Genomic DNA, 21,143 nt, shown 5'->3' with positions numbered 1-21,143 from the left:
TCGTTGCAGCTGTAACGGTGTATTGCGGCACCGCATCAACTGTGGTCTAGTCGATCATCCGGTGACCTCTTCGAAACGCTCCACGGATCGAGCGCTGCAACGTCGTCGCCGCTCTCCTAGATCGCAACGAGGCACACATGGCCCCCCGCACTCGCCAAGGGCTCAACGACTACGGTCTCTACAACAGCGTGCGCGATGAGCGCGACGCCTGTGGTTTTGGCATGGTTGCTCAGCTGGACGACCAACCTTCCCGCTCGCTGGTCGACACCGCGATTGCGGCGCTCTCGCGCATGACCCACCGCGGCGGTGTGGCGGCCGACGGGCTTACCGGCGATGGCTGCGGCTTGTTGATCCGCAAACCCGATGCGTTCTTGCGCGGGCTGGCACGCGATGCCGGCATCACCCTGGGCACGCGCTATGCGGCCGGCGTGGTGTTCCTGCCGCTGGACGAGGCCGAGGCCGCGCGCTGTCGCGCCGAACTGGAAGCGCAGTTGCACAGCGCTGGCGTGCAGTTGCGCGGTTGGCGCGTGGTGCCCACAGACGACAGCGTGTGCGGCCAGCTGGCGCGCGATACCTTGCCGCGCATCGAACAGGTCTTTGTCGATGCCGGCGCCGAACACACCGAAGACGGCTTCACCCTGGCGCTGTTTTTGGCGCGCCGCCGCGCCGAGCAGGCGCTGCATGCGGTCGAAGATTTCTACGTCACCACCCTCTCGCCCAATGGCATCAGCTACAAGGGCATGGTGCTGCCGGACAAGCTGAGCACGTTCTACCCGGACCTGCAGCGCAGCGATCTGTCGTCCAGCGCGATTGTCTTTCACCAGCGTTTTTCCACCAACACGCTGCCGCGCTGGCCGCTGGCGCATCCGTTCCGCCTGCTCGCGCATAACGGCGAAATCAACACCATCGAAGGCAACCGGCGCTGGGCGCAGGCGCGCAGCAAGGTGTGGCAGACCCCACGCTTCGATATCGCGCAGTTCGACCCGGTGATCTCCATGCACGGCTCCGATTCGCAGAGCCTGGACAACATGCTGGAGCTGCTGATCGCCGGCGGCATGGACCTGCTGCAGGCGCTGCGCATCCTGGTGCCGCCGGCGACCCAGTCGCTGGAGTTCAAGGACGCCGACCTGGCCGCGTTCTACGAGTTCTATGGCCTGAACACCGAGCCGTGGGACGGCCCGGCCGGCATCGTGGCCTGCGACAGCCGCTATGCGGCCTGCATGCTGGACCGCAACGGGCTGCGCCCTGCCCGCTGGATGCTGACCTCCGACCGCCATTTCCTGGTGGCCTCCGAAGCCGGTGTGTGGGAACTGCCGGCCGAGCGCATCACCCGCAAGGGCAAGCTGGGCCCGGGCGAGATGATGGCCATCGACCTCAAGCGCGGCGATCTGCTCGATTCGGACGCCATCGACCGCATCAACCGTGCGCGTGCCCCATACAAGCAATGGCTGCAGCAGGGCGTGACCTACCTGCAGACCGAATTGATCGACCCCTCGCTGGTGGAAGAACCCTTCAGCGAGCAGACCCTGCGCAGCTACCACAAGCTGTTCCAGCTCAGCACCGAGGAAGTGGAGCAGATCCTGCGCCCGCTGGCCGAGACCGAGCAGGAAGCCACCGGCTCGATGGGCGACGACACCCCGATGGCGGTGCTCAGCCGCCAGACCCGGCCGTTGTACGACTACTTCCGCCAGGCCTTCGCGCAGGTCACCAACCCGCCGATCGACCCGCTGCGCGAAGGCATTGCGATGTCGCTCACCACCCAGCTCGGCAAGGAGACCAACATCTTCCATGCCGGCGCGGAGACGGTGAACCACGTCATCCTCAACTCGCCGGTGCTCAGCCAGCGCAAGCTGCGCCAGCTGCTGAAGATGGAGCAGTACGTCGAGCGCAACCGCCTGATCGACCTGTCCTACAGCGTGGAAGAAGGCCTCAAGGCCGGCCTGGAACGCATCTGCCAGGACGTGGAAGCCGCAGCGCGCGCCGGTGCGGTGATGCTGCTGCTCTCGGACCGTTACCCGGTGCCGGACCGGCCGATGGCGCATGCGCTGCTGGCCACCGGCGCGGTGCATCACCACCTGTGCAAGGTGGGCCTGCGCTGCGACGTCAACCTGATCATCGAAACCGGCACCGCGCGCGATGCGCACCACATGGCCTGCCTGCTCGGTTTCGGCGCCACTGCGGTGTACCCGTACCTGGCCTACCAGACCCTGTTCGACCTGGGCCGGCGCGGCATCCTGCAGTTGAGCAAGGGCGGCGAGCAGTCGCAGATCGGGCGCCGCTACCGCAAGGGCATCTACAAGGGTCTGTCCAAGATCATCTCCAAGATGGGCATCTGCACCATCGCCAGCTACCGTGGCGCGCAGCTGTTCGAAATCGTCGGGCTGGACCCGGACGTGGTGGAACTGTGCTTTGCCGAGACCCCGGCACGCATCGGCGGCGTCGGCCTGGCGCGGCTGGACACCGAGGCGCGCGAGCTCACCGCACGCGCCTGGAACGACCAGCTCAAGCCGGAAGTGGGCGGCCTGCTCAAGTATGTGCACGGCGGCGAGTACCACATGTACAACCCGGACGTGGTCATGACGCTGCAGCGCGCCACCCGCACCGGCGACGCCGGCGACTGGCAGAAGTACGTGGACGCGGTGCATGCGCGCCCGGCCTCGACGCTGCGCGATCTGGTGCAGCTCAAGCGTGCCGACACCCCCACCCCGCTGGATGAAGTCGCCCCGGCCGAAGACGTCCTGCGCCGTTTCGACACCGCCGCAATCAGCCTGGGCGCCTTATCGCCCGAAGCGCACGAAGCGCTGGCCATTGCGATGAACCGGCTGGGCGGGCGCAGCAATTCCGGCGAAGGCGGCGAAGACCCGGCCCGCTACGGCACCGAGAAGCGCTCCAAGATCAAGCAGGTGGCCTCCGGCCGCTTCGGCGTGACCCCGGAATACCTGGTCAACGCCGAGGTGCTGCAAATCAAGGTCGCCCAGGGCGCCAAGCCCGGCGAAGGCGGCCAGCTGCCCGGCCACAAGGTCAACGAACTGATCGCCCGGCTGCGTTACGCCAAGCCCGGCATCGGCCTGATCAGCCCGCCGCCGCACCACGACATCTATTCCATCGAAGACCTGGCCCAGCTGATCTATGACCTCAAGCAGGTCAACCCCACCGCACTGGTGTCGGTGAAGCTGGTGGCGCATGCCGGCGTCGGTACCATTGCCGCCGGTGTGGTCAAGGCCGGCGCCGATCTGATCACCGTGTCCGGCCATGACGGCGGCACCGGTGCCAGCCCGGTCAGCTCGATCCGCTATGCCGGCGTGCCGTGGGAACTGGGCGTGGCCGAGTCGCACCAGGCACTGGTGGCCAACGACCTGCGCGAGCGCACCATCCTGCAGACCGACGGCGGCCTGAAGACCGGCCTGGACGTGGTCAAGGCCGCGCTGCTGGGCGCCGACAGCTTCGGCTTCGGCACCGCGCCGATGATCGTGCTGGGCTGCAAGTACCTGCGCATCTGCCACCTCAACAACTGCGCCACCGGCGTGGCCACCCAGGACGAGCGCCTGCGTGCCGGCTACTTCACCGGCCTGCCGGAGCGGGTGGAGCACTTCTTCCGCCTGCTCGCCGAAGAAGTGCGGCAGTGGCTGTCGTACCTGGGCGTGCGTTCGCTGGACGACATCGTCGGCCGCACCGACCTGCTTGAACAGCTGGAGGTCTCGCCACGCGCCGGGGTCAAGGTCGATCTGTCGCGCCTGCTCACCCATGCGCGCTACGACGGCAGCCACTGCGCCGCCCAGCGCCTGTACGAATCGCCGGACAGCCTGGCCACGCAGATGGACGGCCTGCTGGCCGATGCGATCGCCAACAAGCGCGGCGGCGACCATCGCTTCCTGATCCACAACACCGACCGTTCGATCGGTGCGCGCCTGTCCGGCGCCATCGCACGCGTGCACGGCAACCACGGCATGAGCGATGCGCCGTTGAACCTGCGCTTCCGCGGCACCGCCGGGCAGAGCTTCGGCGCGTTCAATGCCGGTGGCCTGCAACTGGAGCTGGAAGGCGAAGCCAACGACTACGTCGGCAAGGGCATGGCCGGCGGCCGGCTGGTGGTGCGTCCGCCGCGCGGCGCGCGCTTCGAGGCGCGCAGCACGCCGATCGTGGGCAACACCTGCCTGTACGGCGCCACCGGTGGCGAGCTGTTCGCCGCCGGCCGCGCCGGCGAGCGCTTTGCGGTGCGCAACTCCGGCGCATTGGCGGTGGTGGAAGGCGCAGGCGACCACTGCTGCGAATACATGACCGACGGCGTGGTGCTGGTGCTGGGCAAGGTGGGCCTGAACTTCGGCGCGGGCTTCACTGGCGGCCTGGCCTACGTGCTGGATATCGAACGCGACTTCGTGGACCGCTACAACCACGAATTGATCGACATCCACCGCGTCTCTGCCGAAGGCTTCGAGAACCATCGCCAGCACCTGCACACCCTGATCAGCCGCCACCGCGAGCTCACCGGCAGCATCTGGGCGCAACAGATTCTGGACGAGTTCCGCGACTACATCGGCAAGTTCTGGCTGGTCAAACCCAAGGCCGCCAGCATCGAGTCGCTCACTGAGTCGCTGCGGCGCGCCGCCTAGTCGTGCTCCCCTCTCCCGCTCGCGGGAGAGGGGTCGGGGGTGAGGGCGCTCGCCCGGCTACCCCTCATCCGCCCCTTCGGGGCACCTTCTCCCTGTGGGAGAAGGGAATCAGCCACGGATTTCTTTTATGAGCCGCAAGCAAGCCTTCCAATTCCTCGACCTGCCCCGGACCATGCCCACGCGCATTCCGGTGGAGCTGCGGACGTCCGGCGACTGGGGCGAGTTGTACGGCAAGTTCGACAAGGCCGACGCGCAGTACCAGTCCGGCCGCTGCCTGGACTGCGGCAACCCGTACTGCAGCTGGAAATGCCCGGTGCACAACGCCATTCCGCAGTGGCTGCAGCTGGTGCAGGAAAACCGCATCGAAGAAGCCGCCGCGCTATGCCATTCCACCAACCCGCTGCCGGAAGTGTGCGGGCGGGTGTGTCCGCAGGACCGCCTGTGCGAAGGCAGCTGCACGCTGGAGGAATTCGGCGCGGTCACCATCGGCGCGGTGGAAAAGTACATCGTCGATACCGCCTTCAAAATGGGCTGGCGCCCGGACCTGGGCAACGTGCAGCCCAGCGGCCACCGCGTGGCGGTGATCGGCGCCGGCCCGGCCGGCCTGTCCTGCGCGGACCGCCTGGTGCGTGCCGGCATCGAGGCGGTGGTCTACGACCGCTACGAGCAGATCGGCGGCCTGCTGCAGTTCGGCATCCCCAGCTTCAAGCTGGACAAGTCGGTGATCGGCAAGCGCCGCGAAATTCTCGAGGGCATGGGCGTGCAGTTCCGTCTGGGCGTGGAGATCGGCAAGGACGTCAGCATCGAACAGCTGCTGGGCGAATACGACGCGGTGTTCTTAGGGACCGGTGCGTACCGCTACACCGACGGCGGCCTGCCCGGGCAGGACCTGAAGAACGTGCTGCCGGCGCTGCCGTTTCTGGTGCAGAACAGCCGCATCGTCAGCGGCAACGACCCGCACGGCCGGCCGATCGCCGGCTGGGAAGACCAACTCGCCCTGCCCGACCTCAACGGCAAGCGCGTGGTGGTGCTGGGCGGCGGCGACACCGGCATGGACTGCGTGCGCAGCGCCATTCGCCTGGGCGCGGCCAAGGTCACCTGCGCGTATCGCCGCGACGAGGCCAGCATGCCGGGCTCTGCGCGCGAGGTGGCCAACGCGCGCGAAGAAGGCGTGCGCTTCCTGTTCAACCGCCAACCGCTGTCGATCGAATCCGGCGCCGACGACGAAGCCATCGGCGTGACCGTGGTGGAAACCAGGCTGGGTGAGCCCGATGCCAGCGGCCGCCGCAATGCGGTACCGGTGGAAGGCAGCGAATCGCTACTGGAAGCGGACGTGGTGATCATCGCCTTCGGCTTCTCGCCCACCCTGCCCGACTGGCTGGCATCGCAGGGCGTGGAAGCCGGCAACAACGGCCGCATCGTCGCCCCGGCCGACGGCAACGGCCGCCTGCCCTACCAGACCAGCAACCCACGCCTGTTCGCCGGCGGCGACTGCGTGCGCGGCGCGGATCTGGTGGTCACCGCCGTGGCCGAAGGCCGCGATGCGGCAGGAAGCATCGTGCAACTGCTGGGAGTGAAGGCGCAGGTCAAGGAGCCGGCTGCGGCGTGAGGCGCCACACAAAACATGAGCGATCCAGTGGCTTTGACAATCTCAGTGCTGTCTCTCGCCGTATCGGCCGTAACTGCATGGCTAACGCTTTTTCGGCGTGGCACGATTCGCATGACTCAGTCGACTGTCATATTTTTTGGTCCCGATGCAGCTCGCGCAGGGGACAGCGCTGCGCTGCCCAAGATCTACCTACGCACACTATTGTTCGCTACATCTAAACGCGGCAGGGTCATCGAATCTATGCATGTGTCTCTCGAGCGTTCTGAGAAACGCCAAAATTTTAATATTTGGGTTCACGGCGACGAAAAATTGGTTAGAGGTAGCGGTCTTTATGTTGGTGAGACTGGAGTAGCTGCAAACCATCACTTCCTGACTCCAGATGACGGTAATGCCTTCCGTTTCTCGTCAGGTCGTTATGTTCTTCGCGTACACGCTCGTCTACTCGGCGATTCAGCGGCAAAACAGTTATTTTCTCAAGAGCTTGATATCTCACCAACGCTAGCTAGCCAGTTGGATGAGCCAGGCGTCGGGCTGTACTTCGATTGGGGGCCAGACTCATCACGATACTTGCCGCACGTTGAGCATCGCTTGCCTTCTCCTGACCCGGAACAGTTTATGGCCGCACAGGGACTCGGCACGAATCGCAAGTAGTCGTGAGCAACATACCGCCAAGCGCCTGCGTCTGACCAAGACGCAGGCGTAGTCTTGTGCGATTGCGAATCCCGAATCGCGAATCAGGCCGCCTTATCCAACGTCGCCATATCGACCACGAAGCGGTACTTCACGTCGCTCTTGAGCATGCGCTCGTAGGCGGCGTTGATCTGGTCGGCGCGGATCGTTTCGATGTCCGAGACGATGTTGTGCTTGGCGCAGAAGTCCAGCATTTCCTGGGTCTGGCGGATGCCGCCGATCAGCGAGCCGGCCAGGGTGCGGCGCTTCATCACCAGGTTGAACACGCTCGGCGAGGGATGCGACTGCTCCGGCACGCCCACCAGCACCATGGCGCCATCACGCTTGAGCGCGTTGAGGAACGGGTCCAGGTTGTGCGGCGCGGCCACGGTGTTGAGGATGAAATCCAGGGTGTTGTACTGCGCGGCCATCTGCGCCTCGTCCTTGGAAATCACCACTTCGCTGGCGCCCAGGCGCAGCGCGTCGGCGCGCTTGCTCTCGGAGGTGGTGAACAACACCACGGTGGCGCCCATCGCCTTGGCGATCTTCACCGCCATGTGGCCCAGGCCACCCAGGCCGACCACGCCCACCTTCTGGCCGGGGCCGACCTTCCAGTGCGCCAGCGGCGAGTAGGTGGTGATGCCGGCGCACAGCAGCGGCGCCACCGCGGCCAGGTTGTCGGTATGCGAGATGCGCAGCACATACTTCTGGTCGACCACGATATGGTCGGAATAACCGCCGTAGGTGTTTTCGCCGCCACCGAACATGGGGCCGTTATAGGTGCCGGTGAAGCCGGCTTCGCAGTACTGCTCTTCGCCCTCCTGGCAGGAGGCGCAGCTGCGGCAGCTGTCGACCATGCAACCGACACCAGCCAGGTCGCCGACCTTGAAGCCGGTGACTGCATCGCCTACCGCGGTGACGCGGCCGACGATCTCGTGGCCGGGTACCGAGGGATACAGCGTGTTGTGCCATTCGTTGCGTGCGGTGTGCAGATCCGAGTGACACACGCCGCAATAGGCGATGTCGATCTGTACATCGTTGGGGCCGGGCGCGCGGCGTTCGAACACGAACGGGGCAAGCGGTTGATCGGCGGCCTGGGCGGCATAGGCGTGGGCTTGGCTCATGGGAGGGGCTCCGGGGCATGACGTCCCCCGCGACAGTGCAGGAGACAAAAAGTAAGCGCGCTAGCTTAAAACAGGCGCGTGTCGCACACCTGCGACAGTGCGTTTTGCCTGCCCGTTGCGAATGCAACCTGCGCGGCATGGTGCGCCGCGCAGGTGTTTGCGCACGATCAAATCCATGCTGTCGGCGTGAATGGCGCGCTAACGTCGGAGCTTCTACGCTGACCAGCCATCGTCTTGCCCTGCACCATCATCCCTGCTGGCCGTGCCCTCCCCCTGCGGCCGCCTACGTCGATGCCGAAGGAGGCTTCCATGTTCCGCTCTCCCCCGAAATTCCCATCCCTGCGCAGTGCCGCACTCGCACTGACCTTGCTCGCCGCGCTGCCGCTTGCCCACGCCAAAGAACCTGCACGCCCCGGCAAAGAGTCCAGCAGCCTGAAATACGTCGGCGTCAATCTGTCCGGCGCCGAGTTCAATTCGCGCAAGAAGCCCGGCACCCTGTTCAAGGACTACACCTACCCGTCCGCCTCGGATTTCAGCTATTTCGCCGGCAAGGGCATGAATACGATCCGGCTGCCGTTTCTGTGGGAACGCCTGCAGCCTGAGCTCAAAGGCGATCTGGACAAGGCCCAGCTCGGGCTGATCAAGAAATCGCTGGAGGCGGCAAAGGCCAACAAGCAGTTCCTGATCCTGGACCTGCACAACTACGCCAAGTACAACGGCAAGCGCATCGGAACCGACGAGGTGCCCGCTGCCGCACTGGCCGATCTGTGGCGCCGGCTGGCGCTGGAGTTCAAGGACGACAAGGCGGTGATCTTCGGGCTGATGAACGAGCCCAACGGCATCTCCGCACCGGACTGGGCCACTGCCGCACAAGGCGCGATCAATGCGATCCGCAAGACCGGCGCGAAGAATCTGATCCTGGTGCCGGGCACCGCGTACACCGGCGCGCACAGCTGGCGCAGCACCAGCTACGGCGTTTCCAACGCCAAGGCGCTGGAAATCCTCAACGACCCCGGTAACAACCTGGCCTTCGAAGCGCATCAGTACCTGGACAACGACTACAGCGGTACCAAGCCGGTGTGCACCAGCAATTCGGTGGGCGAAGAAAAATTGCGCGGCTTCACCGCGTGGCTGCGCGAGAACAAGCAGAAGGGCTTCCTGGGCGAATTCGGCACCGCCAACAATCCCGTTTGCGACAAGGCGCTGGAAGGCATGCTGGGCTACATGGAAAAGAACAGCGATGTGTGGCTGGGCTGGACCTGGTGGGCGGCTGGCGCGTGGTGGAAGCCGGACTACCCCTTCACCGTGCAGCCGGGCAAGGACGGCAGCGACAAGCCGCAGATGTCGATCCTGAGCAAGTACGCGCGCCGCGCCGGCAAGTAACCTGCGCCGCAGGCATGCAGTGGCCGCAACCCGCGTTGCGGCCATTTTTTTTTCGCGGTTTCCACGCGTCTGCGTGCAGACGATCGCCTACGCAGTGCTTTCCACGATGACTCACGACGCATGGCGCATGTGCGTTTCCAATGAAGCAACGCATCTCGATTGAAAGTGAGCGCTGCAACGCTAGAGAGAGTGCGCAGACAAACAGCAGCATTCGCGCCATGTGCAGTACGCCATTGATGACCTCATGCTGCGCTGCCGTTTCGATTGAAGCGTTCGCAACACATCGCGTTGCTTTCGCGCCACGCGTGCGCGCACCGACTGAATAACTGCGAGACACTGCACAGCTTGATGCATTGATACCTTGCATCCGTAGTTTGTACGCGCGCATACGCCTAGTCTGGTGATGGACGCGTTGTTGTCGTATGTCGGTCGAATTCATGCCAGCGGCGGCGCGTTGTCCTTGCACACGTCACTCGCACGCAGAAGTCTCAGGAGTCCCCATGCTGCCCCCCACCCTGCAGATGCACCGGCTGCACCGCCGCGCGCTGTCCTTGCTATTGCTCGGCGTCCTGCCGCTGGCACAGGCGCAAACTACAACCGGCCTGAAGTATGCAGGCGTCAATCTCTCCGGCGCCGAAATCAAATCCTCGCAAAAACCCGGCGTGCTCAATAGCGACTATCGCTATCCGGCGGCCAATGAATACACGTACTTCGCCGGCAAACACATGAACACCATTCGCTTGCCGATCCTGTGGGAACGCCTGCAGCCCAAGGCCGGCGGCGAGCTGGACCCGGCACAGCTGGCGTTGATCCGGCAGGCGGTCGCCAATGCCAAGGCGGCGAAGATGTACCTGATTGTGGATGTGCATAACTACGCCAAGTATTACGGCCACACCATCGGCAGCAGAAAAGTGCCAATCAGTACCTTCAACGATCTGTGGCGACGGCTGGCGATCGCCTTCAAGAGCGACAACGCCGTGATCTTCGGGCTGATGAACGAGCCTTACGACATCAATCCGCAATCGTGGGCAACGGCTGCACAAGCATCGATCGACACGATTCGCAAAACCGGCGCCACTAATCTGATTCTGGTGCCCGGTGCGTTATGGACGGGCGCGCACAGCTGGTACTCCACGGTGGCCGGGCAATCCAATGCGGTCGCGCTTGCCTCCATTCGCGACCCACTCGATCGCTATGCCATCGAAGCGCATCAGTACCTGGATAGCGATTCCAGCGGCACCAGCGGCGATTGCGTCAGCGCCACCGTCGGCGCCGAGCGGTTGCGCAGCTTCACCGAATGGCTGCGGTTGAACAAAAAACGCGGGTTTCTGGGCGAATTCGGCACCGGCAACAGCGCCACCTGCAATCGTGCACTCAACGGCATGCTGGGTTACATCGAATCCAACAGCGACGTCTGGCTGGGCTGGTCCTGGTGGGCAGCAGGCGCATGGTGGAACGGGGCGTATCCATTCAACGTGCACCCGGATGCGCAAGGGCGCGACAAGCCGCAGATGTCGATATTGAGCCCACGCGCACGACGAATTACCGATTAAGCGCGGCACCATCACGACGCGAAACCCAGGCGGGCGCGACTGCAGATCGATTTGAACACATTGTTCGTATACCGGTTCCAGCCAAGCGATCGGCATCCACCTGGCTATTACCTATCGCTTTCCCGGTGATTCAAAACGGCATGGCGTCATAGAGATGACGTCATGCCACTGACGGCGAGCACTTCCATACGCCACAAAGTCGACAGTGCGGCAACGAACTCGGCGCTAGCGCGGTAATGCTGCGTCTTTCTGCGTGCATCTGGGCGGTATATCCGACGTAAGAGCGTATTTATTCGATGCGACTGCGATACACGTCTCAGATTGGCGCTTCGTTCGCTATGCGCAATGATTGGGCACAGCACATGCATTAACTCAGGCGAGTGCAGCATTATCGCGCACAACGCGCAGGCAGTGCATGCATCTCCCCCGTCGTTGAAGGAGTTGTTTCATGTCTGCTATGTCTTTTTCGCTGCGCACGCTTGTGCGATCTGCGCTGCTCTTCCTCGTGATCGGCAGCCTGCCGCTCGCCCACGCGCAAACGCGCGCGCTGACCTACGCCGGGGTCAATCTGTCGGGCGCCGAATTCGCCTCCTCCAAGAAGCCTGGCGTCCTCAACAAGGACTATATGTACGCTGCGGCCAGCGATTACACCTATTTCGCCGGCGTCGGCATGAACACGATTCGCCTGCCGATCCTGTGGGAACGGCTGCAACCCAGCGCGCGCGGAGAGCTGGATCCGGCGCAGCTGGCGTTGGTGCAGCAGGCGGCGGCGCGCGCCAAAGCAGCCGGCATGTATCTGGTGATCGACATCCACAATTACGCCAAATATTACGGCTACAAGATCGGCAGCCCGGAAGTGCCGGTGTCGACGTTTACCGATGTGTGGCGTCGTCTCGCACTGGCCTTCAACGGCGACAATGCAGTGATTTTCGGGCTGATGAATGAGCCCAACAACATCTCCGCCAGCGAGTGGGCCGGCGCGGCCCAGGCCGCCATCGATGCAATCCGCAGGACCGGTGCCAACAACCTGATTCTGGTCCCCGGCGCATTGTGGACCGGCGCGCACAGTTGGTATTCCACTACCACCGACGGGTATTCCAACGCCACTGCGCTGGCGTCCATTGACGACCCGCTCAATCGCTACGCATTCGAAGTGCATCAGTATCTGGATGCCGATTCCAGCGGCACCAACAGCACCTGTGTCAGCGCCACGATTGGCGCCGATCGGCTGCGCAACTTCACCGCGTGGCTGCGCACCAACCACAAGCGCGGGTTCCTGGCCGAATTCGGCACCGCCAATAACCCGGTCTGTAACGAGGCGTTGCAAGGCATGCTGGCGCACATGGAAACCAACGCCGATGTGTGGCTGGGCTGGACCTGGTGGGCCGCTGGCTCGTGGTGGAACATCACCTATTCGTACAACGTGCATCCCAACAAGGACGGCACCGACAAGCCACAGATGTCGATCCTCTCGCCGCAGGCCGCACGCGCCACGCGTGCACCGGTTGCCGCAGCAGCGCGTACCGCTGCCGCAAGTAAAGCCACTGCACGCACTGCACGCTGATGCAAAGCACCAAGCCGCCACAAGGCGGCTTTTTTTGTTGGACGCATTTCGTATGCGTGCTGCGAGTAATGCGTCGCCCCTGAAAAACCCCCAAACCACATCCATTGCAGGGCGTCCCCCGCATTTTCGGCGTGCTGGAACTGCCAGTTTTCGTTACTGTACGCGCTGGTTTCTGGCAGTTTTCGCCCATGCGTACACGCCGTCCTGCCGCCGAGCAGTTGCCTGCCGATGAGTTGTTTCGTTCGCGTCTGGAAAACCAGATCGACCTGCGCCATCCACTGGTTCAGCTGAGCCATCGGCTGCCGTGGAGTGCGTTGGAGCAGGCGCTATTGCCGCGATTGCCGGCCACAACTGCCAGCGGCGGACGGCCCGGCCTGCCGATGCGTCTGATCGCCGGGCTGCTCTACCTCAAGCACGCCTACGACCTGTCCGACGAGGCCGTATGCGAGCGCTGGCTGGAAAATCCGTACTGGCAGTTCTTCACCGGCGAGGTGGTATTCCAGACCTGCTTGCCGTGCGATCCCAGTTCCCTGACACGTTGGCGACAGCGTCTGGGCGAAGCGGGCATGGAAGAGCTATTGGCGCACACGATCAACACCGCGCATGCGATGAAGGCGGTGGATGCACGCGAGTTGTCGCGGGTGATCGTGGACACCACCGTGCAGGAAAAGGCGATCGCCCATCCCACCGACAGCCGGCTGCTGGAGGTGGCGCGCAAGAAGCTGGTGCTGCTGGCCAAGCGCCACGGCATCGCACTACGACAGACCTATGCGCGGCAAGGCCCGGTCTTGAGCCGCAAGGCCGGGCGCTATGCGCATGCGCGCCAGTTCAAGCGCATGCACAAGGTGCTGCGACGCCAACGCACGCTCCTGGGACGCGTATTACGCGATCTGCAACGCAAGCTGGACCCCTTGGTGCGTGAGCGCATCAGTGTCTGGCTGGAACGCGCACAACGGGTGTTGACACAACGCCCCAAGGACAAGCAAAAGCTCTACGCCCTGCATGCGCCGGAAGTGGAATGCATGAGCAAGGGCAAGGCACGGACACCTTACGAATTTGGCGTCAAGGTCGGCATTGCGGTGAGTGCGCGCAAAGGCTTGATCGTGGGCGCGCGCAGTTTTCCCGGCAATCCTTACGACGGCGATACGTTGGCCGAGCAGCTGGAGCAGACGCGTGGGTTGCTGCAGGATGTGAATGTAACCCCGCAGGTAGCGATCGTGGACCTGGGGTATCGCGGACGTGAGGTAGATGGCGTGCAGATCCTGCATCGCGGCAAGGCCAAGACGCTGACACGACGGCAATGGAGCTGGATCAAACGCCGGCAAGCGGTGGAGCCGGTGATTGGACATCTGAAACAGGACTGCCGCTTGAATCGCTGTTATCTAAAGGGTGCCCAAGGCGATGCACTGCACGTGCTCGGCTGCGCCGCCGGCTACAACCTGCGCTGGCTGATGCGCTGGATCGCCTTTTTGCGTGCCTGGTTGCAGGCGATGGCAGGGGCATCCTTGAGCCTGGCGCACCGGTCGCCGCTGACCTTTGGTGCTTGAAGGGGGTTTTTCAGGGGCGACTAATGCGCGAGATCGTCAGCGACCATTGCCCGGTAGGCCAGTTGCGGGCAGAAGATTGTCGATGCGTGCTCGACCATGACAACGATTCGCAATGTAAAGAAAGCGTGCATCGCAGGTGAATGCGCGCCCTGGCATTTCAGCTAACTGAACTTTTCTCCCGATTGCTTGGGTGTTTTCACCTGATAGCGATAGCACGCCCGCCAGCATGAGCGCACTTCACTGCAGGAGCATTCTCATGGCACATCGATTGATGAAGACCGCACTGATCGGCGCACTGGCACTGGCAGCGCAGGGCGCGTTTGCTCAGGCGGCGGCCGACAAACCGGCCAAGGCGCTGACCTCCGTCGAGGTCACCAGCATGCTCACCGCAAAGGGCTACACCAAGGTGCACGACGTCAAGTTCGAGCATGGCGTGTGGACGGCGGACGCGCGTAGCGGCGATGGCAAGGATGTGGATGTGCACATCGACCCGGTCACCGGCCGCGTCTACGGCGACCAGACCACGTCCAAGTTCAGCGAAGCCGACGTCCGCGCGTCGCTGTCCACGGGGGGCTATAGCGATGTGCACGACCTCAAGTTCAAGGACGGCCTATGGAAGGCCGATGCCAAGCGCAATGCGCAAAAAGTCGAGCTGCATGTCGATCCGGAAGACGGACACGTGGTGAGCGTCGATGGCGATTGAGGGCGCACGCCTCGCGTCTGTACGCTGACAAGCGGGTAGGGCAGGTCGGTCGTTGCAGGTGCATGCGCAGACGCGGCGGTTACCGGGCTGCCATTTGGTAGGCTGGCGCGTCGCGGCAGATGCCGCCAATCGCCGGTAGCGCGAAATCGCGTCGGCATTGCACAAGCTGGCGATCAGCCAAGTGCCTCACCTGACCCAGCAACGCAAAGGGCCTCCGCTTGGAGGCCCTTTGTGCGATAGGTGGTCCCGCATTCCCCGCAATGCCCTCACGCTGCGGCTGCATCGCCCACCACGCGTCAGTACTGCAGCAGCAGGCCGCAGCGATGGGCTTGCGCGTGTGGACGTGGAGCGGCTCATCAAACGACTGGAGCTACCAGCCACTCGTGGCCAGTGCTCGGAAGCCTCAGACACCACGCACACCCTCCGGGTCTGCGCGCGCCGTCCGCGCCCAGCTGACGACGGCTCGCTACGTGTGGTCAGTCGCTCTTGGCCTTCTTCGCACCCGTGGGCGCCGTGCCTGTGTCGCCAGGCGCGGCATCGGCCGAAGGCGCACTCGCCGCGGTGGCTGCAGGCTTGCCGGCCATCATGCGGTCGCGCGCGGCCTTGAACGGGTTGCCGGGGTACCAGTTGGGCCAACGTTCGCCGGCTGCGACCTCCTTGCCCACGCCGTACACCACCTGCAGGTCTTCGATGGTGCCATCAAGCTTCCAGGTGGCCGCGTCGTATTCGTCGCCAGGGGCGTGATAGCGGTGGCGTCCATAGTCCTCGGCGGCGGCACGTCCGGCGGCAGTGCCGCCCTCGCGCAGGTCTTCGCCGCCATCGGCATACAGCGCCGGCACACCGGCCTTGGCGAAGTTGAAGTGGTCCGAGCGGAAGTACGAGCCGCTTTGCGGTGTGGCTTCGGCATGCAGGGTGCGGCCTTGCATCGCGGCGATCGGCTTGAGGATGTCTTCCAGTTCCGAGCTGCCCATGCCGACCACGGTAACATCGCGCGCGCGCCCGGCCACCGACATCGCATCCAGGTTGATCACCGCGGCAATCTTGTCCAGCGGGAAGCTCGGGTTGGCCACGTAGTACTTGGAACCAAGCAAGCCGGATTCTTCCAGCGTCACCGCCACAAACACCACCGAGCGCGCCGGCTTGGGGTCCTGGTGCGCAAAGGCATCGGCAATTTCCAGGATGCCGGCCACACCGGTGGCGTTGTCCACCGCGCCGTTGTAGATATTGTCGCCGGTCTCGCCCGGATGCTTGCCCAGGTGGTCCCAGTGCGCCATGTACAGCACCGCCTCGTCGGCGTGGCTGCTGCCGGGCAACACGCCGACCACGTTGCGCGAGGTCTTTTGCGCGATGGCGCTCTTCAGGTCCACCGACCAGTTGGCCTTCAACGGCACCGGCTTGAAGCCGCGCTTGCTGGCGTCCTTGTAGGCCTGCGCCAGATCCAGCCCGGCATTGGCGAACAACTGCTTGGCAGTGTCGGCGCTGATCCAGCCCTGCACCGGCAGGCGCGGGTCCGGGTCGTCCTTGGCCGGCAGATCGTATTGCGGGCCGGCCCAGGAATTTTTCACCACGTCCCAGCCGTAGCTTGCGCCGGGCGTGTCGTGCACGATCAATGCGGCAACCGCGCCCTTGCGTGCAGCTTCCTCGAACTTATAGGTCCAGCGCCCGTAATAGGTCATGCGCTTGCCGTCGAACAGCTTGCCATCGCCGGTGTGGAAGCCGGGGTCGTTGACGAACATCACCACCGTCTTGCCTTTCCAGTCCTGGCCGGCGTAATCGTTCCATTGCTGCTCGGGCGCATCCACGCCATAGCCGACGAACACCAGCTCGCTGTTGTCCAGCTTGACCTCCGGCTGGCCGGTGCGGGTGCCGACCACGATGTCGGTGCCGAAGGCCAGGGTGCGGGTCTGCTCGCCGCTGCGCAGGCTCGGTGCGGTGGCCGCATCGGCGGTGGTTTCCACCATCGGCACATCCTGGAACCAGCTGTCGCCATTGCCCGGCTGCAAGCCGATGCGCTGCATCTGGTCGCGGATGTAGGTCACGGTCTTTTCTTCGCCCGGCGTGCCCGGGCCGCGCCCTTCAAAATCGTCCGAGGCCAGCGTCTTGACCAGTTCGGCGAAGTCGCCGCTGGTCAGCTCCGGCGAGAAGGCATGCCGGCTGACCGGCGCGCTGGGCGCGCTATCGGCCGGCGTCTGCGTGTCAGCCACGCGGGGCGCATCGGCGGGTTCGCGTTTGCAGCCGGCCAGGGCCAGCGTCGCGGCCAGGCACAACAGGATCTTGCGGGGCATCGGAACTCCTCGGGTGGCGGAATTCCGATCTTAGAGCGTGCGCGGGAGGTTGAGGTGAGCGCGCGGCAGCACGCGCTGCTTCCTGCACGCCGGCCAGGGCGCCGGAGCAAACGCCCTCGACGCACACCCGCGCGTGCCGGATGCGTCAGTCCTTCGGCGCCACGTCGCTGTCGAAGCTGCGCGCGGTAGCACCGCTCACCGCGCCGATCTTGGCGCTGCGATGCACGTACAGGTTGACCTCGCGCTCGAACCGCAGCGGTCCATCCACCACCGCATCCGGGCCGATCACCACGCGCGGCTTGCGCGAGGGCTGGAACGAAAAACCGAAGTTCGGCTTGGTCACTTCGATGCCGCCACGCACGTGCGAGTCGACCCCCACCGTGATGTCGCCATTGACCGTCTCGATGCCCTTGCCGAGCTCGGTTCCCACCAGGCCGATGCTGCCGTTGACGGTTTCCATCCCGCCACTGATCTGGCTGCCGCGCTCGGCGAGGATGCTGCCGTTGACGGTTTCCAGCCCGCCGGTACGCGCGTTGTCGCCGATGCGGATACCGCCGTTGACGGTTTCCACGGTATTGGTCTGCGCACCGGCGCCGATTTCGATCGAGCCGTTGACCGTGTCCAGGGAACCATAGGTCTTGCCGGCCTCGGCACTGATGCGGCCGTTGACCTTGCTGATGCCCTCGTCGGCCCAGGCGCTCGTGCAGACCAGGGACAGTGCCAGGAGAAGAAGTTGGGACTTCATGCTGAACCTCGCGCGGCGGCGGTTTTCTGGGGCGTGGCGGCGATCACACCATGCTTGGCTACAATCGCGCACCTGCCTGAAGTCACTGGATCTTTCGTTGCCCCCTTCGTCCGCACCGCTGCCGCGCCTGCCGCTCGCTCCGTCCACCGGCCGTGGACGGATGTGGCTGGCAGCGGGTGTGCTGGCCTGCACGCTGCTGGGCAGCGCCAGCGCCAGCGCGCAAAGCCAGCGCGAGACCGAGCGCAAATTGCAGCAGCTGCGCGATGAGCTCAAGACCATCAGCGCCGATCGGCGCGACCTGGAAGGCAAGCGCGGCACCGCTGCGCAGCAGTTGCGCCAGGCCGACGAGAAAGTGGCCAAGACCGCACGCGCGTTGAGCGAGACCGAAACTGCGATGCGCACCCAGGAAGCCCACCTTTCCACCCTGCAGCAGGAGCGCGCGCAATTGCAGCGCGGCCTGCAGCGCCAGCGCACGCAGCTGGCGGCGTTGTTGCGCGCTGCCGACCAGGTAGGCCGCAATGCGCCGTTGAAGGTGCTGCTGTCGCAGGACACGGTGGGCGATGCCACGCGCATGCTGGCCGACCACCGCTACGTGCAGAACGCGCGTGCGCAGCGCATCCACGCCTTGACCACGCAACTGGATGCCCTGGCGAAAGTGGAACAGGACATCGCCACGCGGCGCCAGGCGCTGGATGCGGCGCGCGCGCAGCAAAAGGCGCAGGCCGCGACGTTGCAGAAGGATCGCTCGCAGCAGGCGGCCACCGTCGCGCAACTGGACGACCGCTACAAACAACGCGCCGAACGCGAAAAGGCGCTGGGCCAGGATGCCAAGTCGCTGGAGCGGCTGCTCGCCAATCTGCGTGCGGCTGCGGCCAAGGCCGAGGCCGAACGTCGCGCCGCCGCCAAACGCACCGCTGCCGAAGCCGCCGCGCAGGCAAAACGCGGCAAAACCGAGCGCCCCGAGCGCCCCGGCAAGACGCCGCCCAGAGTGGTCGCCACTGCACCGGCGCCCAAGGTCGGTGGGCTGAGCTGGCCGGTGTCGGGCAATCTGCTGGCACGCTTCAATGCCACCTTGCCCGATGGCCACACCAGCAAGGGCGTGCTGATCGGCGCGCCCAAGGGCACCACGGTCACCGCAGTGGCCGATGGCACGGTGGTGTTTTCCGACTGGATGACCGGCTACGGCATGATCCTGATCGTGGACCACGGCAACGGCTATATGAGCCTGTACGCGCACAACGACACCTTGTTGCGCGATGCCGGTGCGGCCATCAAACGTGGCGAAGCGGTGGCCAAGGTCGGCAGTTCGGGCGGGCAGGGCGTGCCGGCGCTGTATTTCGAATTGCGTCGCAACGGGCAACCGGTGGATCCATCGAGCTGGTTGCAGCGGCGTTAGAGCGGCAGACAAAACGACTGCGCTCACCGCCCTGCGGCTCTGCCCTGCCTTGCCAGCTGGCCACCATCGAACTGCCTGCGTGGCACGCCCGCGATTCAACGCGGATTTACCGCAGCTTCGCGCATAATCCGGTCAGCTCCGCGGTGCGGGGCGCCTTATCTCTTTGTCGGAGTGCTTCATGCGCGTAGCCGTCCTGTCCGTTGCCCTGTCGCTGGCCCTGTTCGCGTCGCCCGTTTGGGCGCAAAAGGCCGGCCCCGCTGCCGTCCAGGCCACCGCGGACGATCCGGAAGCCAATGAAGCCGCTGTCTCCAAGGTGCCGCTGGACGAGATCCGCCGCTTCGTGGCGGTGTACAACGCGGTCAAGCAGGCTTACGTGGACCCGGTCGAAGACAAGAAGCTGATGCACGCCGCAGTACGCGGGCTGCTCTCGGACCTGGACCCGCACAGCACCTATTTCGACAAGGAAGATGCCGAAGCCTTCGACGAACAGGCCAACGGCGCCTACGACGGCATCGGCGTGGAGCTGCTGCAGCAACAGGACAACACGCTCAAGGTGATCGCGCCGATCGACGACACCCCGGCCGCACGCGCCGGCATTCGCGCAGGCGATGTCATCGTGGCCATCGACGGCAAGCCGATCGATGCCAGCAAGGCGATGGAGCCGCTGCGTGGCGAATCCGGCAGCAAGGTCACCCTGACAATCCTGCGCGAGAAGACGCCCAAGCCGTTCGACGTCACCCTGCAGCGCGAGACCATCCGCGTGGCCAGCGTGCGCAGCAAGCTGCTGGAACCGGGCTACGGCTACATCCGCATCAGCACCTTCCAGGCCGACACCGGTGCCGATTTCCAGAAAAACCTCAAACAGCTGCAGTCCGGCGGAAAACTGCGCGGGCTGGTGCTGGATCTGCGCAGCAACCCCGGCGGTCTGCTGACTTCGGCGGTGCAGGTGGCAGACGATCTGCTCGACAAGGGCAACATCGTCAGCACCCGCGGCCGCATCTCGATCAGCGATGCCAAGTTCGATGCCACACCGGGCGATCTGCTCGGGAGCGTGCCGGTGGTCGTGCTGGTGGACGCCGGCTCGGCCAGCGCCTCCGAGGTGCTGGCCGGCGCGCTACGCGACAACCAGCGCGCACGCATCATCGGCAGCCGCACCTTCGGCAAGGGCTCGGTGCAGACCGTGCTGCCGCTGGATAACGGCGATTCGGTCAAGCTCACCACCGCGCGTTATTACACGCCCAGCGGCAAGTCGATCCAGGCCAGCGGCATCGTGCCGGAAGTGCTGCTCACCCCCGAATCGCAGCCTGGCGATACCGATCTGCCGGCCAGCCTGACCGACTACAGCGAAGCCACCTTGCCGGGCCATCTGCGTGGCGATGCCGAAGGCGAAGAGGGCTATAGCGCCGGCGACGTGCTGCCGGGCGATGGCCCGATCGCCGCGGCCCTGGCCGAACTCAAGCAGCCCGGCTCGGCGGCCAAGGCGCAAGCCGCACGCAAGGCCAAGGCCCAGGCCGCACAGAAGGCGAGGGCGGCCAAGGCCGCAGCCGAGCCGAAGCCGGCAACCGCGCGCCCGGCAGCCACCGACAAGCCCAAAGCGGCCGAACCTGCGGGCAACGCCGCACCAGCCGAACCGGCACAGCCGGCGTCGCCGGCAGCCAAGCCCAAGCCGGCCGAACCAGCCAAATGATCACCTCAGCACCGCGGAATGATCGGCGTCCACGCAGCGGGTGAATCTCACCCGCTGCGTGAGCACGGGCAGGCAGTCCTAGGCCTCATGTGCCTGCACAGCGATCGCGGCGGTCGGTGCAGACGCGCCGCTTCGCTCATCGCATTATCGGTCACACGCGCTTCGATCATCCAAGGCTCTGCGCTGCAGGAAAGGGCGCGGTTGCGAATGCCTTCCCGAATCGCCACAACGTGCACCGGTAGCGCATCGCGCGCGTCGGGATCCTCAC

The 21,143-nt window shown here is 64.8% G+C and carries 13 protein-coding genes and 1 other RNA gene; 11 read left to right on the top strand and 3 right to left on the bottom strand.

Features of this window, described 5'->3' with window-relative positions; translation table 11 throughout:
- The first annotated feature begins 137 nt into the window (after nt 1-137).
- The 3 genes from gltB to M3O59_RS00160 all read left to right on the top strand — a co-directional run bounded on the left by gltB (nt 138) and on the right by M3O59_RS00160 (nt 6,870).
- Complete coding sequence (gltB, locus tag M3O59_RS00170) at nt 138-4,610, top strand: glutamate synthase large subunit (protein WP_116906730.1); 4,473 nt, start codon at nt 138-140, stop codon at nt 4,608-4,610.
- A gap of 127 nt (nt 4,611-4,737) precedes the next feature.
- Nucleotides 4,738-6,219: an FAD-dependent oxidoreductase gene (locus tag M3O59_RS00165; protein ID WP_116906729.1), complete on the top strand. Its 1,482-nt coding sequence runs from the start codon at nt 4,738-4,740 to the stop codon at nt 6,217-6,219.
- Nucleotides 6,220-6,330: 111 nt separating this feature from the next.
- A complete protein-coding gene (locus tag M3O59_RS00160) occupies nt 6,331-6,870 on the top strand; it encodes a hypothetical protein (RefSeq protein ID WP_349756894.1) in 540 nt (179 codons plus the stop codon).
- Between the two features lie 83 nt (nt 6,871-6,953).
- Here M3O59_RS00160 and M3O59_RS00155 read toward each other — a convergent pair whose 3' ends face one another.
- Nucleotides 6,954-8,012, bottom strand: a complete 1,059-nt coding sequence (locus M3O59_RS00155) for an NAD(P)-dependent alcohol dehydrogenase (protein WP_116906727.1) — start codon at nt 8,010-8,012, stop codon at nt 6,954-6,956.
- Between the two features lie 309 nt (nt 8,013-8,321).
- On the opposite strand from M3O59_RS00155, the gene M3O59_RS00150 reads away from it, so the two are divergent.
- From M3O59_RS00150 to M3O59_RS00125, 6 genes are all read left to right on the top strand, one after another.
- Nucleotides 8,322-9,395 carry a glycoside hydrolase family 5 protein gene (locus M3O59_RS00150; protein WP_064629512.1) on the top strand — a complete coding sequence of 358 codons (1,074 nt, stop codon included), beginning with the start codon at nt 8,322-8,324 and terminating at the stop codon, nt 9,393-9,395.
- Between the two features lie 557 nt (nt 9,396-9,952).
- Complete coding sequence (locus tag M3O59_RS00145) at nt 9,953-10,948, top strand: glycoside hydrolase family 5 protein (protein ID WP_181920658.1); 996 nt, start codon at nt 9,953-9,955, stop codon at nt 10,946-10,948.
- A 448-nt stretch (nt 10,949-11,396) separates the two neighbouring features.
- The gene (locus M3O59_RS00140; RefSeq protein ID WP_116906725.1) at nt 11,397-12,512 is read left to right on the top strand and encodes a glycoside hydrolase family 5 protein; all 1,116 of its coding nucleotides are present in this window, start codon (nt 11,397-11,399) and stop codon (nt 12,510-12,512) included.
- Nucleotides 12,513-12,700: 188 nt separating this feature from the next.
- Nucleotides 12,701-14,059 carry an IS5 family transposase gene (locus M3O59_RS00135; protein WP_330462279.1) on the top strand — a complete coding sequence of 453 codons (1,359 nt, stop codon included), beginning with the start codon at nt 12,701-12,703 and terminating at the stop codon, nt 14,057-14,059.
- Between the two features lie 256 nt (nt 14,060-14,315).
- Nucleotides 14,316-14,762, top strand: a complete 447-nt coding sequence (locus tag M3O59_RS00130) for a PepSY domain-containing protein (RefSeq protein WP_147308585.1) — start codon at nt 14,316-14,318, stop codon at nt 14,760-14,762.
- 405 nt (nt 14,763-15,167) lie between these two features.
- Nucleotides 15,168-15,244: non-coding RNA, sX9 sRNA (locus M3O59_RS00125), on the top strand.
- On the opposite strand, the gene M3O59_RS00120 is transcribed toward M3O59_RS00125, so the two are convergent.
- Both M3O59_RS00120 and M3O59_RS00115 read right to left on the bottom strand, forming a co-directional pair.
- On the bottom strand, nt 15,239-17,047 hold the full coding sequence (locus M3O59_RS00120; protein WP_116906827.1) for a M28 family metallopeptidase: 1,809 nt from the start codon (nt 17,045-17,047) through the stop codon (nt 15,239-15,241). The two genes, M3O59_RS00125 and M3O59_RS00120, sit on opposite strands and share 6 nt — an antisense overlap.
- 145 nt (nt 17,048-17,192) lie before the next feature.
- Complete coding sequence (locus M3O59_RS00115) at nt 17,193-17,792, bottom strand: DUF4097 family beta strand repeat-containing protein (protein WP_116906826.1); 600 nt, start codon at nt 17,790-17,792, stop codon at nt 17,193-17,195.
- Between the two features lie 97 nt (nt 17,793-17,889).
- Between M3O59_RS00115 and M3O59_RS00110 the strand changes: the two genes are divergently transcribed.
- Complete coding sequence (locus M3O59_RS00110) at nt 17,890-19,188, top strand: murein hydrolase activator EnvC family protein (RefSeq protein ID WP_181920666.1); 1,299 nt, start codon at nt 17,890-17,892, stop codon at nt 19,186-19,188.
- Nucleotides 19,189-19,366: 178 nt separating this feature from the next.
- Nucleotides 19,367-20,875 (top strand): S41 family peptidase, encoded by a 1,509-nt coding sequence (locus M3O59_RS00105; protein ID WP_116906825.1) that lies wholly within the window; start codon nt 19,367-19,369, stop codon nt 20,873-20,875.
- The last annotated feature ends 268 nt before the right edge of the window (nt 20,876-21,143 follow it).

This window comes from Xanthomonas nasturtii (assembly GCF_023337365.3).
GTDB lineage: Bacteria > Pseudomonadota > Gammaproteobacteria > Xanthomonadales > Xanthomonadaceae > Xanthomonas > Xanthomonas nasturtii.
The sequence above is the reverse complement of the archived record's forward strand: the minus strand, read 5'-3'. Positions and strand labels throughout refer to the sequence as shown.